General features: G+C 70.8%; 13 protein-coding genes and 2 pseudogenes. 10 read left to right on the forward strand and 5 right to left on the reverse strand.

Annotated elements, in window-relative coordinates:
- A partial coding sequence (locus tag BGO22_RS08295; RefSeq protein ID WP_286850072.1) for a sigma factor occupies positions 1–316 on the reverse strand: 316 nt, incomplete at its 3' end.
- 186 nt (positions 317–502) lie between these two features.
- Here BGO22_RS08295 and BGO22_RS08300 point away from each other — a divergent pair.
- On the forward strand, positions 503–1,426 hold the full coding sequence (locus BGO22_RS08300) for an AraC family transcriptional regulator (protein ID WP_070399308.1): 924 nt from the start codon (positions 503–505) through the stop codon (positions 1,424–1,426).
- 90 nt (positions 1,427–1,516) lie between these two features.
- Here BGO22_RS08300 and BGO22_RS08305 read toward each other — a convergent pair whose 3' ends face one another.
- Entirely contained in the window at positions 1,517–3,763 is a 2,247-nt protein-coding gene (locus BGO22_RS08305; RefSeq protein ID WP_286850075.1) for a xanthine dehydrogenase family protein molybdopterin-binding subunit, read from the reverse strand.
- Between the two features lie 13 nt (positions 3,764–3,776).
- On the reverse strand, positions 3,777–4,250 hold the full coding sequence (locus BGO22_RS08310) for a (2Fe-2S)-binding protein (RefSeq protein ID WP_070399306.1): 474 nt from the start codon (positions 4,248–4,250) through the stop codon (positions 3,777–3,779).
- A 271-nt stretch (positions 4,251–4,521) separates the two neighbouring features.
- Here BGO22_RS08310 and BGO22_RS08315 point away from each other — a divergent pair, with 271 nt between their 5' ends.
- From BGO22_RS08315 to BGO22_RS08355, 9 genes and pseudogenes are all read left to right on the forward strand, one after another.
- Positions 4,522–5,604, forward strand: coding sequence for a TRAP transporter substrate-binding protein (locus tag BGO22_RS08315; RefSeq protein ID WP_070399305.1), 1,083 nt, complete (start codon positions 4,522–4,524; stop codon positions 5,602–5,604).
- Positions 5,605–5,648: 44 nt separating this feature from the next.
- Positions 5,649–6,659: pseudogene (gene trbL, locus BGO22_RS08320) on the forward strand (P-type conjugative transfer protein TrbL); the annotation flags it as partial.
- A gap of 24 nt (positions 6,660–6,683) precedes the next feature.
- Positions 6,684–7,388, forward strand: coding sequence for a conjugal transfer protein TrbF (gene trbF, locus BGO22_RS08325; protein ID WP_286850078.1), 705 nt, complete (start codon positions 6,684–6,686; stop codon positions 7,386–7,388).
- The gene (trbG, locus tag BGO22_RS08330) at positions 7,385–8,377 is read left to right on the forward strand and encodes a P-type conjugative transfer protein TrbG (protein WP_286850079.1); all 993 of its coding nucleotides are present in this window, start codon (positions 7,385–7,387) and stop codon (positions 8,375–8,377) included. The genes trbF and trbG overlap by 4 nt, the downstream gene beginning before the upstream one ends.
- Before the next feature lie 2 nt (positions 8,378–8,379).
- A pseudogene (locus tag BGO22_RS08335) lies at positions 8,380–9,327 on the forward strand (TraB/TrbI/VirB10 family type IV secretion system protein); the annotation flags it as partial.
- Positions 9,328–9,372: 45 nt separating this feature from the next.
- On the forward strand, positions 9,373–10,068 hold the full coding sequence (locus tag BGO22_RS08340; RefSeq protein ID WP_286850103.1) for a LysR substrate-binding domain-containing protein: 696 nt from the start codon (positions 9,373–9,375) through the stop codon (positions 10,066–10,068).
- Positions 10,069–10,210: 142 nt separating this feature from the next.
- Complete coding sequence (locus BGO22_RS08345) at positions 10,211–11,365, forward strand: NADH-dependent flavin oxidoreductase (protein WP_286850082.1); 1,155 nt, start codon at positions 10,211–10,213, stop codon at positions 11,363–11,365.
- A gap of 359 nt (positions 11,366–11,724) precedes the next feature.
- Entirely contained in the window at positions 11,725–12,648 is a 924-nt protein-coding gene (locus tag BGO22_RS08350; RefSeq protein WP_286850084.1) for a delta(1)-pyrroline-2-carboxylate reductase family protein, read from the forward strand.
- A complete protein-coding gene (locus tag BGO22_RS08355; RefSeq protein WP_070399303.1) occupies positions 12,645–13,367 on the forward strand; it encodes an aldolase in 723 nt (240 codons plus the stop codon). Before BGO22_RS08350 ends, BGO22_RS08355 begins: the two co-directional genes overlap by 4 nt.
- Positions 13,368–13,377: 10 nt before the next feature.
- Here the strand turns inward: BGO22_RS08355 and BGO22_RS08360 are convergent, their stop codons facing one another.
- Entirely contained in the window at positions 13,378–14,172 is a 795-nt protein-coding gene (locus tag BGO22_RS08360) for an enoyl-CoA hydratase/isomerase family protein (protein WP_286850087.1), read from the reverse strand.
- A 14-nt stretch (positions 14,173–14,186) separates the two neighbouring features.
- On the reverse strand, positions 14,187–15,076 hold an 890-nt coding region (locus BGO22_RS08365), incomplete at its 5' end, for a CaiB/BaiF CoA transferase family protein (protein ID WP_286850090.1).

Below are 15,076 nucleotides of genomic sequence, written 5' to 3' on the forward strand. Positions count from 1 at the left end.
GGTCGGCCCGCTCCAGCATCTGCTCGGGCGTGTGCGGCGCCTCGGCCTCGGTGAGGATGGGCTCGGGCAGCCAGGTGCCCACGTACTGCTCGCGCCGCGACTGGGCCGCGCGCAGCCGGTCGATGGCCAGGCGCGTGGTGACGGAGACCAGCCAGGCCTCGGCGTTGTCCACCGACGCGTGCTCGGTGCCGTGCCAGCGCAGCCAGGCGTCCTGCACCACCTCGTCGGCGTCGGCGGCCGAGCCCAGCATGCGGTAGGCGATGCCCCGCAGCCGGGGCCGCAGGCGCAGGAAGCTGTCCAGGGTGTGATCGTTCATGACGCGCCAGACGGATGGGAGGGAGCGATTGTGACCAGGGCCGCGCGACAGCCCGACGGGCGGCTGCCACGATCCTCCGCCGGGCTTGCCCGATCCTGCGGACCCGCGCCCGTTTGACCCCACGGGCGTGGAGGATCGGGCCATTTGCGGGATCATCCCGGCGCCGCCCCTACGTCTGAACGCCCCATGCTCAAGCCCGACGACTACCTGAGCGAGATCAACGGCATCATTGCCCGATCCACCGACCGCGACGGCCTCACGCCCACCGCGGTGGACCACCTGTTCTTCGCCCGCCAGAGCTCGCCCTCGCTGCCCATGCACACGGCGCAGTGGCCCTGCTTCGCGCTGGTCACGCAGGGCGCCAAGCGCCTCACCCTGGGCGAGGAGGTTTACCACTACGGCGTCGGCGATTGCCTGGTGGTGACGCTGGACCTGCCCGTGATCTCGTGCATCGTGCAGGCCACGCCCGAGCGGCCCAAGCTGAGCCTGGGCATGGCCATCGACGGCGCGCGCCTGCAGGAGGTGCTGTCGCGCGTGAGCCTGCCGCCCGAGGCCCTGCGCGGCGACAGCCTGCGCGGCGTGGCCGTGCACAAGGCACCGCTGGAGCTGCTGGACGCCATGCTGCGCCTGGTGCGCCTGCTCGAGCGCCCGCAGGACATCGCGGCCATGGCGCCGCTGATCGAACAGGAAATCCTCTACCGCCTGCTCACCGGTCCGCACGGCCCCGCCCTGTTGCGCATCGCCTCGGCCAACAGCCCCAGCAACAAGATCGCCAAGGCCATCGCCTGGCTGCGCCAGAACTACCGGCAGCCGCTGCGCATCGAGGCCCTGGCCAGCCAGGTGGGCATGAGCGCCTCGTCCCTGCACCACCACTTCAGCCTGGTCACCGCCATGACGCCGCTGCAGTACCAGAAACGCCTGCGCCTGCAGGAGGCGCGCCGGCTGATGCTGGTGGAGCGGCTGGACGTGGGCAGCGCCGGCTACCGCGTGGGCTACCAGAGCGCCTCCCAGTTCAGCCGCGAGTACAGCCGCCAGTTCGGCCTGTCGCCGCTGCGCGACCTGGAGAGCGCGCTGGGCACCGGCGAGGGATACACACCGGTGCCCGCCTGAAGCAGCGCCCCCAGAGGCACCGCGGAACCGGCTGTGCCAGGCCGCAGGTGCCACCCCCTCGAGGGGGTCGCGCGAAGCGCGGCGGGGGTGCTACCCCAGTTTGAAGGGCAGGTCGCGCAAGGGCTTGCCGGTGATCCTCGCCAGCGCGTTCGCCCACGCCGGCGCCAGCGGCGGCAGGCCGGGCTCGCCCATGCCGGTGGGCGGGTCGGCGCTGGGCACGGTGTGCACGGCCACCGTCGGCATCTCGGTGATGCGCGCGACGCGGTAGTCGCCGAAGTTGCCCTGCTCGACCACGCCGTCCTTGAGCGTGATGGCCGCGCCGGGCAGGCACATGCCCAGGCCCATCAGCGCCGCGCCCTGCACCTGCGCCTCCACCGTGCGCGGGTTGACCACGAGGTTGCAGTGCACGCCCGCCGTCACCCGGTGCAGCACGGGTGCGCCGTCCTTCACCGAGGCCTCGACCACGTAGGCCACCACCGAGTCGAAGCTCTCGTGCACCGCCACGCCCCAGGCGCGGCCCTCGGCCAGCTTGCGCTTGCCGTAGCCGCTCTTGTCCACCGCGAGCTTCAGGGCGTCGCGGTGGCGCGGGTGCTGATCGCCGAACATCGCCAACCGGTAGGCCACCGGGTCCTGGTTCGTCTCGCGCGCGATCTGGTCGATCAGCGTCTCCATCACGAAAGCGGTGTGCGTGGAGCCCACGCTGCGCCACCACAGCACGGGCACGTTCAGCTGGGGGTGGTGCACGGTGAGGCGCATGGGCAGCGGATAGGGCGCGCGCATGCCTTCCACGGCGGTCTGGTCCACGCCGTTCTTCACCATGAAGGGCTCGAAGGGGCTGCCGGCGATGATGGACTGGCCCACGATCACGTGGTCCCAGGCCAGCACGCGGCCGCGCTCATCGAAGCCGATGCGCGCGCGGTGCAGGTGCATGGGGCGGTAGTAGCCGCCCTTGATGTCGTCCTCGCGGCTCCAGACGGTGCGCACCGGCGCGCGCACCCCCGCCTCGCGCGCGGCGCGGGCGATCTGGCAGGCCTCGACCACGTACTCGCTGCTGGGCACGCCGCGCCGGCCGAAGCCGCCGCCGGCCGCCTGCACGTTCACGCGCACCTGCTCGGGCTTGAGGCCCAGGGCGCGCGCCGCGGCCAGGCCGTCCAGGCCCGGCATCTGCGTGCCCACCCACAGCGTGGCGCCGCCCTCGGCGAGCTCCACCGTGCAGTTGAGCGGCTCCATGGGCGCGTGCGCGAGGTAGGGAAAGACGAACTCGGCCTCGATGCGTTTCGGCGCCGTGGCCAGCGGCGCCATGTCGGCGTCGAAATGCACCGCGCCGGGCCGACCGGCGAGCTCGCGGTACTGGGCGAGCTGGCGTTCGCTGTCGACCTTGTCCACCGCGTCGCTGGCCCAGTCGAGCTTGAGCGCGTCGCGCCCGAGCTTGGCGGGCCAGTAGCCCTCGGCCACCACGGCCACGCCCTCGGCGCCGCGGTCCAGTGGCACGCGCAGCACGGCCTTCACGCCTTTCACGGCGCGCGCGGCGCCGTCGTCCACCGAGCGCAGCTTGGCGCCGAAAACCGGCGGGCGCGCGATCACGGCCGTGAGCTGGCCCGGGCGGCGCACGTCGATGCCGAAGTCCTGCCGGCCGCTGCTCTTGGCGCGCGCGTCCAGCCGCGTGGTGGGCTGGCCGATGAGCTTGAAGCGCTTCGGGTCCTTCAGCGCCACGCGCTCGGGCACGGGCTGCTGCATCGCGGCCTCGGCCAGTTCGCCGTAGCTGGCGCGGCGGCCGCCGGGACCGATGACGTGGCCGGCCTCGGTGCGCAGCGTGGCCGGGTCGGCCTGCCAGCGCGCGGCGGCCGCGCCCACCAGCATGGCGCGCGTGCGGGCACCGAGTTCGCGGTACTGCGTGAAGCTGTTCTTGACGGCCGTGGAGCCGCCCGTGAGGTGCATGCCCGCCAGCGGGTCGGCGTAGGCCGGGTCATTGGTGCCGAGCTGGCTGCGCACCTGGCTCCAGTCGGCGTCCAGCTCCTCGGCCAGCACCATGGGCAGCGCGGTCTGCACGCCCTGGCCGAATTCGAGCCGGTTCACGGTGACGGTGACGGTCCCGTCGGTGGCGATGGCGACGAAGGCGCCGGGCCGCTGCGTGGGCTTGAGCGCCGCGTCGGGCGCGCCCGCGCCCTGGGCCTGGGCGGCCAGGGGCGCGAGGCCCAGCGCGAAGCCGCTGGCCACGGCGAGCTTGAGGAAGCCGCGGCGCGGCAGCTCGGCCGCGCCCTCGGCGGACGCGCCGCCGCGCGCCAGCATCAGCTGCAGCGCGCGGGGCAGTTCGGGGGTGAAGGTGGAAGGCAGCATGTCCGTTCCTCCGTCAGGCGATGGCGCGCGCGGCCTCGGCCACGGCGGCGCGGATGCGCTCGTAGGTGCCGCAGCGGCACACGTTGCCGGCCATGGCCGCGTCGATGTCGGCGGCGCTCGGCCGCTGGCCCTTGGGCAGCGATTTGAGGAAGGCCGTGGCGCTCATGATCTGGCCGCTCTGGCAGTAGCCGCACTGCGCCACGTCGTGCTTCACCCAGGCCTCGTGCACGGCGCGGCCCACGCGGTCCTCGCCTTGCGCCACGGCCTCGATGGTGGTGATCGCGCGGCCCTCCACGCTGCCCACGGGCGTGATGCAGGAGCGGATGGCCTGGCCATCGAGGTGCACGGTGCAGGCGCCGCACAGCGCCGCGCCGCAGCCGAACTTGGTGCCGGTCATGCCCAGGTTGTCGCGCAGGGCCCAGAGCACGGGGGTGCCGGGGTCCACATCGAGCGTGTGGTTCCGGCCATTGACTTGAAGGGTGGTCATGGGGTCTCCCAAGGGGAAAAGGAAGCGGATCGGCCATGCCGGGGCCCAGGCCGCCGGCATGGCCGGGAGTGTTGGCCAGCGTCCCCCGGGGGTGTTAGCACAGGGCTGCGAGATGCTTGCCTGATCCTCCAGGCCCAGGCGCGCGCGGCCCAGGCCTTGGGGTGGGGCGCGATCTAGTGGAAACCCTAGGAATGGGGGGTGGCATACTGCCCCTCCCTATAGGTGGTTGCGTCCGCAACCCCAACCCCCGTTTCCCGAGGAGTCAATTTCCATGGATCGCCGTTCCCTCATCAAGAACGCCGGCATCGCCGGCGTGCTCGCCACCGGCATCGCACCCGCGGTGCATGCCCAGGCCGCCGTGCGCTGGCGCCTGGCGTCGAGCTTCCCGAAATCGCTGCCCACCATCTTCGGTTCGGCCGAGAAGTTCTCCGAGACCGTGAAGGCGCTGTCCGGCGGCAAGTTCGAGGTCTCCATCCACGCCGCCGGCGAGATCGTGCCCGCCTTCGGCGTGGTCGACGCGATCCAGGACAGCACCATCGAGATGGCGCAGACCGCGTCCTACTACTTCACCGGCAAGGACTCCATCTTCGCCTTCGGCTGCGCCGTGCCCTTCGGCCTGACCGCGCGCCACATGGACGCCTGGATGGAGCACGGCAACGGCCGCAAGCTCATGGACGAGTTCTACGCCAAGTACAACATCCTCTCCATGAGTTCCGGCAACACCGGCACCCAGATGGGCGGCTGGTACCGCAAGGAAATCAAGACCGTGGCCGACCTCAAGGGCCTGAAGATGCGCATGGGCGGCGGCCTGTTCGGCGAGTCCATGGCCAAGCTGGGCGTGGTGGCGCAGAACATGCCCGCCGGTGAGGTGTACCAGGCCCTGGAGAAGGGCACGCTGGACGCCACCGAGTTCGTCGGCCCCTTCGACGACGAGCGCCTGGGCTTCAACAAGGTCGCGCCCTTCTACCACTACCCCGGCTGGTGGGAAGGCGGCGCCGAGCTGGAGTTCTTCATCAACAAGAAGGCCTTCGACGCCCTGTCCGCCGAGAACAAGGCCATCGTGCGCGCCGCCGGTGCCGTGGCCGCGCGCGACATGACCGCCAAGTACGACGCGCAGAACCCCATCGCCCTCAAGCGCCTGGTGGCCTCGGGCACCAAGCTGGTCGCCTTCCCCAAGGCCGTGATGGACGCCGGCTTCAAGACCGCGATGGAGGTCTTCGCCGAGCATGAGGCCAAGTCGCCCGAGTTCAAGAAGATCCACCAGGACATGCGCGCCTTCCAGCGCGACCAGATCCTGTGGAGCCGCTTCTCCGAGTGGCGCTACGACAGCTACATCACCTCGGCCAAGATCTGAACGGTCCGGCCCCGAGACAAAGCCCGCCGCCCGGCGGGCTTTTTTTTTTGCAGCCGGGACGACTGGCGAAAGCCGGTATCGACGCCGGGGCGCCGATCTTGGAGCAGGTCGGCGAGATGGCTGGCTTCCCCGAGGTGTTCGTGAACCTCGATGCCATCACGGTGATGTTCCTCGCCTGGCTGGTCGTGGTGCTGTGCTTCTTCGTGCTGGCGATCCAGCTTTTCATCACGCTGATCGAGTTCAAGCTGACCACGCTCGCCGGGTTCGTGCTGGTGCCGTTCGCGCTCTGGAACAAGACCTCGTTCCTGGCCGAGAAGGTGCTGGGCAACGTCGTGTCCGCCGGCGTCAAGGTGCTGGTGCTGGCCGTGATCGTCGGCATCGGTTCGGGCCTGTTCGCGCAGTTCCAAGTCCATCCCGCCGAGCCGTCCATCGACCACGCGCTGGTCATCATGCTGGCTTCGCTTACCTTGCTGGCGCTGGGGATCTTCGGCCCCGGCATCGCCACCGGTCTCGTGTCCGGTGCGCCGCAGCTCGGCGCGGGCGCGATGGTCGGCGCCGCCATCGGCGCGGCCGGAACGGCGGTGGCCGTCGGTGCAGCGGCTACGGGCGTCGGCGGCGCGGTGGCCGCCGGTGCGCGCATGGCCCCGGCCGCCGCCAAGCTGGCCGGCAGCGGCGCGCGTGCCGCCACGTCGGCGGCCGGCAGCGCGAAGTCGGCGTTCCAGGCCGGTTCCGCTGCCGCCGGCGGCGGCGCGAAGGGCGCGATGGCGGGCTTGGGCAACGTCGCCAAGACCGGCGCGAAGTCCGCCGGGCAGCGCATAGCCGCACCGTTCCGCGCTGGCTGGGATGGCGACGCCGGCGCGTCAGCCAGCCAGGCCGCCGCGAGTGAAGCCCCCGCCGGTGTCGCCGCACAGACGCCCGAGCAGCCCGCTTGGGCCAAGCGGCTGCACCGCCGCCAGCAACTCACCCAGGCCGCGACCACCGCCGCCCACGCGCTGCGCGGTGGCGATGGCGGCGGCTCTGGGCAAGGCCCGAGCCTGCGCGGCTCCGACGACTGACGCGATTCACAAGGAGAACTGACCATGCGATTCAAGAAACCGCAGGTGCGCTACGCCGACACGCCGCAGCCTGCCACGCCGTACCAAGCTGCCGGCCAGGTGTGGGACGACCGTATCGGCTCGCCGCGCGTGCAGGCGAAGAACTGGCGCCTGATGGCGTTCGGGTGCCTGACGCTCGCGCTGCTGATGGCCGGCGGCCTGGTGTGGCGCTCGGCGCAGTCCATCGTCACACCCTACGTCGTGGAGGTGGACAACACGGGCCAGGTGCGCGCCGTGGGCGAAGCCGCCACGCCGTACCGGCCGGGCGATGCGCAGACGGCGCACCACATCGCGCGCTTCGTGACGCTGGTGCGCTCGCTGTCCATCGACCCCATCGTCGTCCGGCAGAACTGGCTGGACGCCTATGACTACACGACCGACAAGGGCGCGGCCGTGCTCAACGACTACGCGCGGGTCAACGACCCGTTCGCGCGCATCGGCAAGGAATCGGTGACGGTGCAGATCGCCAGCGTCGTGCGCGCCAGCGACACGTCTTTCAACGTGCGCTGGACGGAACGCCGCTACGTCAACGGCGCCGCGGCGGGCCTGGAACGGTGGACCGCCGTGGTGTCCATCGTGCTCCAGCCGCCGCGCACCGAGGAACGCCTGCGCAAGAACCCGCTGGGCATCTACGTCAACGGCCTGTCGTGGAGTCGCGAACTGGATTCTTCCGAAGGAGCAAAACCATGAATGATGTTTTCCGTAAATCCGCCTTGCCGTTGATCGTGCTCACCCTCGCGGGCTGCGCCACGCAGGGCAAGCCACCGCCGATCATCTCGCTCGATGAGCCGGTGCAGGCCCTGCCGCTGCCCGAGCCACCCGCGCCGGTGGAAGTCGTGGCCGTGCCCGAGGTGCTGCCGATGCCGGCGCAGTTGATGCCGGTCCCCGAGGCCAAGGACGCCAAGCCCACGCCTGAACCTGCCGACGAGAAGGTGCGCGTGTCGCGGGCCAATGCCGAGGCCCGCGTCGCGCCCACGCGCGAGGGCTACGTCAACGCGATTCAGGTGTGGCCCTTCACGGATGGCGCGCTCTATCAGGTCTATGCGGCCGTGGGCCGCGTGACCGTGGTGTCGCTCCAGCCCGGCGAGGAGCTGGTGACGGTGGCCGCCGGCGATACCGTGCGCTGGATCGTGGGCGACACGTCCAGCGGCGGCGGTGCCGACCTGCGCGTGAACGTGCTGGTGAAGCCCATCCGCTCGGGCCTCAAGACCAATCTGGTCATCACCACCAGCCGCAGGACGTATCTGCTGGAGCTGACTTCCACGGACAAGACGTGGATGGCGTCGGTGTCTTGGGAGTACCCGCGCGATCGGATGCTGGCCTTGCAGCGCCAGGCGCAGGCGGCCAGCGCCGCCGCGCCGGTCGATAGCGGCCTGTCGCTGGAGAACCTGCGCTTCCGCTACGCGATCAGCGGCAGCAATCCGCCGTGGAAGCCGCTGCGCGCCTTCGACGACGGGCAGAAGGTCTATATCCAGTTTCCCGCCGGCATCGCGCAAGGCGACCTGCCGCCGCTGTTCGTGATCGGGGCCGAAGGTGACGGCCAACTGGTGAACTACCGCTTCCGCTCGCCGTACTACATCGTGGATCGCCTCTTTGGCGCGGCGGAGCTGCGCCTGGGCGGCGACAAGGGCGACGTGGTGCGGATCGAGCGCACGGATGGCGTGGCACGGAGGAACTGACAATGAGCCAGGACGACACTCCCGACCTCGCCACGCCGCAGGCGGGCAAGGTCGCGCCCGAGGCCGTGGCGCTGCGCGCCCAGCCGCGCCCGGTCACACGCCTGAACCGGCGCACGCTGGCCGTCCTCGTCGGCGGCCTGTCGGTCGCCGTGCTCGGGGCCACGATCTGGTCATTGCAACCGCAGCGGCGCGGCGCGGGCGAGCAGACCGAGCTTTACAACGTCGATCGCGTCTCGAAGTCCGAAGGGCTGGATGCGCTGCCGGCGGACTACTCGAAGCTGCCGCCGGCCTTGCCGCCCGCTGTGCCCGAGCTAGGGCCGCCGTTGCCGGGCGATCTTGGCCCGGCCATCGTGATCTCGCAGCAGCCCGCCATGGCCGCTTACGCGGCCCCCGGCCATGATCCGAACGATGCCTTGCGCAAGGAGGCGGAAGCGGCGGCGGCTTCGTCGGTGTTCTTTCGCTCAGGCGGCCAGGGCCAGGCCGCCGCCACGCCCACGGTGGCGCAGGCGACGCCGGGTGCCCCTGGCGCTGCCAGCACGCTCGCCGCCTTCGACCCGCTCGCCGCCGGGCCGGCCTCGGTGGCGGCCCAGCTTGCCGCCCCGGCCGCTGCGCAGAGCCGGCAAGACCAGAACGAGGCGTTCCTGCAAAGCGGTTCTACGGAAACCCGTAATTCCGGCCATCTGGCGCCGCCGGCGTCGCCGTATCAGGTCATGGCCGGAACGGTGATCGCGGGCGCACTGGTGACGGGCATCAAGTCCGACCTGCCGGGCGACGTGATCGCCACGGTGACGGAGCCGGTCTATGACTCGGCCACGGGCAAGTTCCTGCTGATCCCGCAGGGATCGCGCATCCTCGGGCGCTACAACAGCCGGGTCAGCCACGGGCAGAGCCGCGTGCAGGTGGTGTGGAACCGGGTCATCCTGACCGAGGAAGGCCAGCGCCTCTATGACGTGTGGTATCCGGCTCTGGTCGCCGTGGAGCGAACGGTGCGCACCATGCATGACGCACGGGACGAGCCCTCGGGGCTGGTGCGCGTGAATACGTCCCGCGTGGCCGCCAAGACCCTGCTGGAACCGCACTTGGAGGAGTTCTGCACCCGCTACCCCAAGCTCCACCTGGAAATGGTCGCCGACGATGCGCTGGCCAACATCGTGGCCGATGGCTGTGATGCGGGCATCCGCGTGGGCGAGAGCCTGGCCGAGCATATGGTGGCGGTGCCGATCACGCCCGCGCTGGAGATGGCGGTGGTGGGCACGCCTGCGTACTTCGAGCGCCATGGGCAACCGGCCACACCCGCCGATCTGGCACGGCACAACTGCCTGCGGTTTCGGATGCCCGGTGGCGCGATCCTGCCGTGGGAGTTCACTGCGCCGGAGGAAGACGGGCACGCCTTTACCGTGGAGCCGCAGGGCAGCGTCATCACGAACGACGACGGCATGATCCGCGCCGCCTTGCAGAACGTGGGCCTCATCCAGCACATCGACATTGCCGTGCAGCAACATCTGGAGTCGGGCGCGCTGGTGCGGGTGCTGCAGCCCTGGTGCAAGCCCTTCGCGGGCTTCTATATCTATGCGCCGACCCGCGCGCAGATGCCCGCCAAGGTGCGAGCGTTGATTGACTTCCTGGTCGAGAAGCGCGAGGGCATGAAAACTCGACGGCAACCGCCCTCCAAGAAGAAGCGGGGCCGCTGAGCGGCGTTCTTATCGTCTGATTGTCAATCCGGACTGAATACTGTTGTACAGATTGGAAATCTTGGCATGCAGCCACTTTGGCCTCAGATTGGAAGTCTTATGACTTTCTTTTGGGGCGCCTGCGTTGCGCCGAGGTTTCTCCATGACTGCTGAACACGCCACTCTGTTCCAACCTTTTGCTTTTGACAACGGCCTGACGCTGCGCAACCGCGTGGTAATGGCGCCGATGACCACCTGGTCGGCCAATCCCGATGGCTCCATCTCGGATGCGGAGCTGGACTACTACCGCCGCCGCGCCCAGGGCGTGGGCATGGTCATCACCGGCTGCACGCATGTGACGGAGAGCGGCATCGGTTTCACCGACGAGTTCGCTGCCTATGACGACCGTTTCGTTCCTCGCCTGCGGCGGCTGGCCGAGGCCGCCAAGAGCGGCGGCGCTACGGCAGTGCTGCAAATCTTCCACGCGGGTAACAAGGCGGTGGTGGACGCCGTGCCTGGGGGCGAACTGGTGAGCGCCAGCGCCGTCAATGCGCTGGGTGGGCCTTTCAACCGGGGCGACGTGACCCCGCGAGCTTTGTCGCATAAAGAGATTTTGGAGATGGTGCATGCCTTCGGCGAGGCCACGCGCCGGGCCATCGAGGCCGGTTTCGACGGTGTGGAACTGCATGGCGCGCACGGCTTCCTGCTGCAGAACTTCTTCTCGCCGCGCTACAACCAGCGCGATGACGCATGGGGCGGCTCGCAGGAAAACCGCATGCGCTTCGCGCTGGCTGTGGTGCGTGAGGCCAAGCGCGTAATTGCTGCCCATGCCAAGCGGCCGTTCTTGCTGGGCTATCGCATCTCGCCCGAGGAGCGCGAGGACGGCGGCTACCGCGTGCCGGACATCTGCGCGCTGGTGGACGGGCTGATCGCCGAGGGCATCGACTACCTGCATGCCTCGCTCAACGACGTGCTGGGCGCGCGCCCGCTGAGCGCCGACACTCGCCTCACGGTGGAACAGGTCATTGCGCACGTTGGCAAGCGCGTGCCGATGCTGGCGGCAGGCATGCTGCGCACGCCCGAGCAGGCCCAGGCTGCGCTTGATCTGGGGCTGTCGCTGGCGGTCGTGGGCAAGGGGCTGGTGATGAATCCGGATTGGGTGGGACTGGCACAGGCGCGCTGCGATGCGCAGATCTGCCAGGAGCTGGATCTGGACAAGCGCGCGGCGCTGTCCATTCCCGATGGCCTATGGCGTGCGGTGGAAGCGGCGCCGGGGTGGATTCCGGTGCGCAAGGCTGAAACCGTTGCTTGCGCCTGAGAGAGAATCCGAGAAGAGATAAGCGGCCTGCGCGCGCAGCAGGCCGCGAAATTGCCGCACCGCCCACCTGTCGAAGCAGGTGGTCATCTATTCCATGTGCGGCGGCTTGAGTGGTGTACTATTTCAGCTACAAGTCGGTTGCTGCTGGTCATTCGGATTCGATACAGCGCGCTCGTACTTTCTCTCTTGACGCTCTTATGTGGCACCTAGCCCACGAAGCCGCAACTCTCCCATGCGGCCCAAAACAGAGCTAACCTACTGTCCCGTTTAATGTTTCAAGCCTCGGCTGAATTTCAGACCGGGCTTGACACGGGCAATTTTTTGTCCGCGGGGCCGGCGCCATGCCGCATCATCGGTCCATGAGCCCACCCCGCCTGTACGCCGCCGAGGCCACCGCCGCCGCCCTGCCCTACCCCGCGCTCGCCGACGCCATCGCCGCGCTGCTGCGCGACCCCACGGTGAAGGTGCCGGCGCGCACCGTGCTGCCCCTGCCCGCGGGCGGCACCTTCTTCGCCATGCCCGCCACCGACGCGCGCGTGGCCATCACCAAGCTGATCAGCTTCGTCGCCGACAACGCCACGCGCGGCCTGCCCGCGATCCAGGGCGACGTGGTGGTGTTCGACGCGCGCGACGGCCGCCGCCTGGCCCTGCTCGACGGTCCCACGGTGACGGCGCGCCGCACCGCCGCCGTCTCGCTGCTGGCCGCGCGCACGCTCGCGCCGCGCACCGACGGCCCGCTGCTCATCGTGGGCGCCGGCGTGCAGGGGCGCGCCCACCTGGAGGCCTTCGCCAGTGGTCTGGGCGTTCGGCAGGTGCGCGTGGCCTCGCGCGGTGCGGCCAGCGCCGATGCCCTGGTCGCGCACGCGCGCGACCTCGGCCTGGACGCCCGGCGCGTGGACGACGCCAACGCCGCGCTCGCCGACTGCCCGCTGGTGGTGAGCGCCACCCCGGCGCAGGCCGCGTCGCTGCGCGCCCTGCCGCGCGACGACGCCTTCATCGCCGCCGTGGGCGCCTTCACGCCCACCATGCTCGAATGGGCGCCCGAGGTCTGCCGCCACGTCGCCGCGCGCGGCGCGCTGGCGGTGGACACGCGCGACGCCGACCACGAGGCCGGCGACCTGCTGCAGGCCGGCCTCGACGTGCCCGCCGTGCCCACGCTGGCCGACTGGCTGGCGCGCCCGCGCCCGGCGGGCCCGGTGTTCTTCAAGAACTGCGGCTGGGCGGGCTGGGACCTCGCGGCCGCCCGGCTGGTGGCGGCCGATCTCACCGACATCAACGCATGAACCACGAACAAGACTTCCACACCGAACCCGTGCGCCGCCTGCGCGCCGACCTCGCGCTCGCGCTGCGCGCCGCCGCGCACTTCGGCCTGTCCGAAGGCGTGTGCAACCACTTCAGCGTGGAGCTGCCCGACGGCTCGGGCCGCTTCCTGCTCAACCCGCGCGGCCTGCTCTGGCAGGAGGTGCAGGCCGAGGACATCGTCATGGTGGACACGCAGGGCCGTGCGCTCGCGGGCCGCCACCCGGTGGAGAGCACGGCCATGCACATCCACGCCGGCGTGCACCGCGTGGCGCGCCAGGCCGTGGTGCTGCACACCCACATGCCCTACGCCACCGCGCTCACGCTCACGCGCGAGCGCGCGCTGGACAGCACGCTGTCGCAGAACGCCATGCGCTTCCATGGCCGCGTGGCCAGCGACCCGGTCTACAACGGCCTCGCGCTCGACCACGCCGAGGGTGAGCGCATCGCGCGCGCCATGGGCGGCGCCGACGTGGCCTTCCTCGCCAACCACGGCGTCATCGTCTGCGGCGCGCGCATCGACCACGCCTTCGACGACCTCTACTACCTGGAGCGCGCCTGCATGGCGCAGGTGCTCGCCGCCTCCAGTGGCCTGCCGCTGGCGCCCAGCACGCCCGAGATGGCCGCGCGCGTGGCCGAACAGACCCTGGGCGAACGCCTGCAGTCCGAGTTGTTCTTCGAGGCGCTGCGGCGCCGCCTCTGAGCGCGCCCCATCAGTCCGGCCAGGCGAAGCGTGCGGGTGCCTTGTGCACGAAGCGCCGAACCGCCTCGGCGTGCGCTTCGCTGCACAAGGCCAGCGCCTGCGCATCGGCCTCCGCGTCGAGCAGGCCGGCGAGGTCCTGGTCGAAGGACCGGTTCAAGGCGCGCTTGGCGAGCGACAAGGCCAGCGGCGAGGCCTCGCGCAGCGCCGCCGCCAGCGCCAGGGCGCGGTCGAGCAGGGTCTTCGCGGGCAGCACCTCCATCGCCAGCCCCAGCGCCAGCGCCTCGGGCGCGCGGACCTCGCGCGCGGAGAACACCAGCTCCTTGGCGCGCTGCAGGCCCACCACGCGCGGCAGCGTGTGCAGCGCGCCGCAATCGGGCACCAGGCCCACGCGCCCGAACACCATGCACAGGCGCGCGCGCTCGCTCAGCAGCACCAGGTCGGCCAGCAGCAGCAGGCTGAAGCCGGCGCCGTAGGCCACGCCGTCCACGGCGGCGATGACTGGCCTGTCGAAACCGTGCAGGGCCTCGGTCATGTGGCGGTAGCGCGCCATGCCGGCCCGGGCTTCGGGCGCGCCGCGCGGACCGGCGTCGCCCATGCCCTTGACGTCGCCGCCGGCGCAGAAGTGCTCGCCCGCGCCGTGCAGCACCAGGACGCGCACGTCCTCGCGCGCGCGCAGCGCGCGCAGCGCCTCGGTCAGCTCATCGGCCATGCGGCGGCTGATGGCGTTGCGCGCCTCGGGGCGGTTGAGCGTCAGGCGGGCCACGCCGCCGTCGACGCCGAGCAACAGGGTGTCGTACGCGTCCATCGCGGCCCCCGGGCTCAGAGCACGGCCTTCCCGCGCAAGGCCGCGATGGCGGCCTCATCGAGCCCCAGCACCTCGAGCAGCAGCTCGTCGGTGTGCTGGCCCAGCACCGGCGGCGCCATGGGCGCGCGGTCGGCCACGCCGGTGAAGCGGATCGGGCTGCCACAGAAGCGCGTGGGGCCGGCCTGCGCGTGCTCGGCCACGAGCGCCACGCCACGGTGCTGCACCTGCGGGTCGGCGAACACCTCGGGGTAGCTGTTGACCGGGCCGCTGGGAATGCCGGCGTTCTTGAGCGCGGCGAGCAGCTCGGCCGAGGTCCAGCGCGCGGTGATGGCGCCGAAGGTCGAAGCCAGTTCCGCGCGGTGGCGCAGGCGATCGCTGTTGGTGGCGAAGCGGGGGTCGCTCGCCAGTTCGGGATGGCCCAGCACCTCGCAGAACTGGCGGTATTGCTCCTCGCTGCCGCAGATGACGATGACGCTGCGGTCGGCGCAGGCAAAGGCCTGCGAAGGCAAGCCGCCGTTGCCCTCGGTGCCGCGGCGCGGCGGCACCTGGCCGGTGGCCAGGTAGGTCGCCACCGAATGCGTTTGCGCCACGATGGTGCTGTCGAGCAAGGCGATGTCGATGTGCGCGCCCTCGCCCGAGTGGGTGTCGCGCTCGTACAGCGCGGCCAGGACACCGGCGGTCGCGAACTGGCCGGCCATGAAGTCGGCCAGGCTGGGCCCGGTCTTCATGGGGCCGCCGCCGGGCACGCCGTCGGGCAGGCCGGTCACCGACATGAGGCCGCTCATGGCCTGGAACACCGTGTCGTAGCCGGGCTGCGCGGCGTAGGGGCCGGTCTGGCCGAAGCCGGTGACGGAGCAATAGACCAGGCGCGGGTTCACGCGCTGGAGCGAGTCGTAGTCCAGGC

The organism is Hydrogenophaga sp. 70-12, from assembly GCF_001897365.1.
Classification (GTDB): domain Bacteria; phylum Pseudomonadota; class Gammaproteobacteria; order Burkholderiales; family Burkholderiaceae_C; genus Hydrogenophaga; species Hydrogenophaga borbori.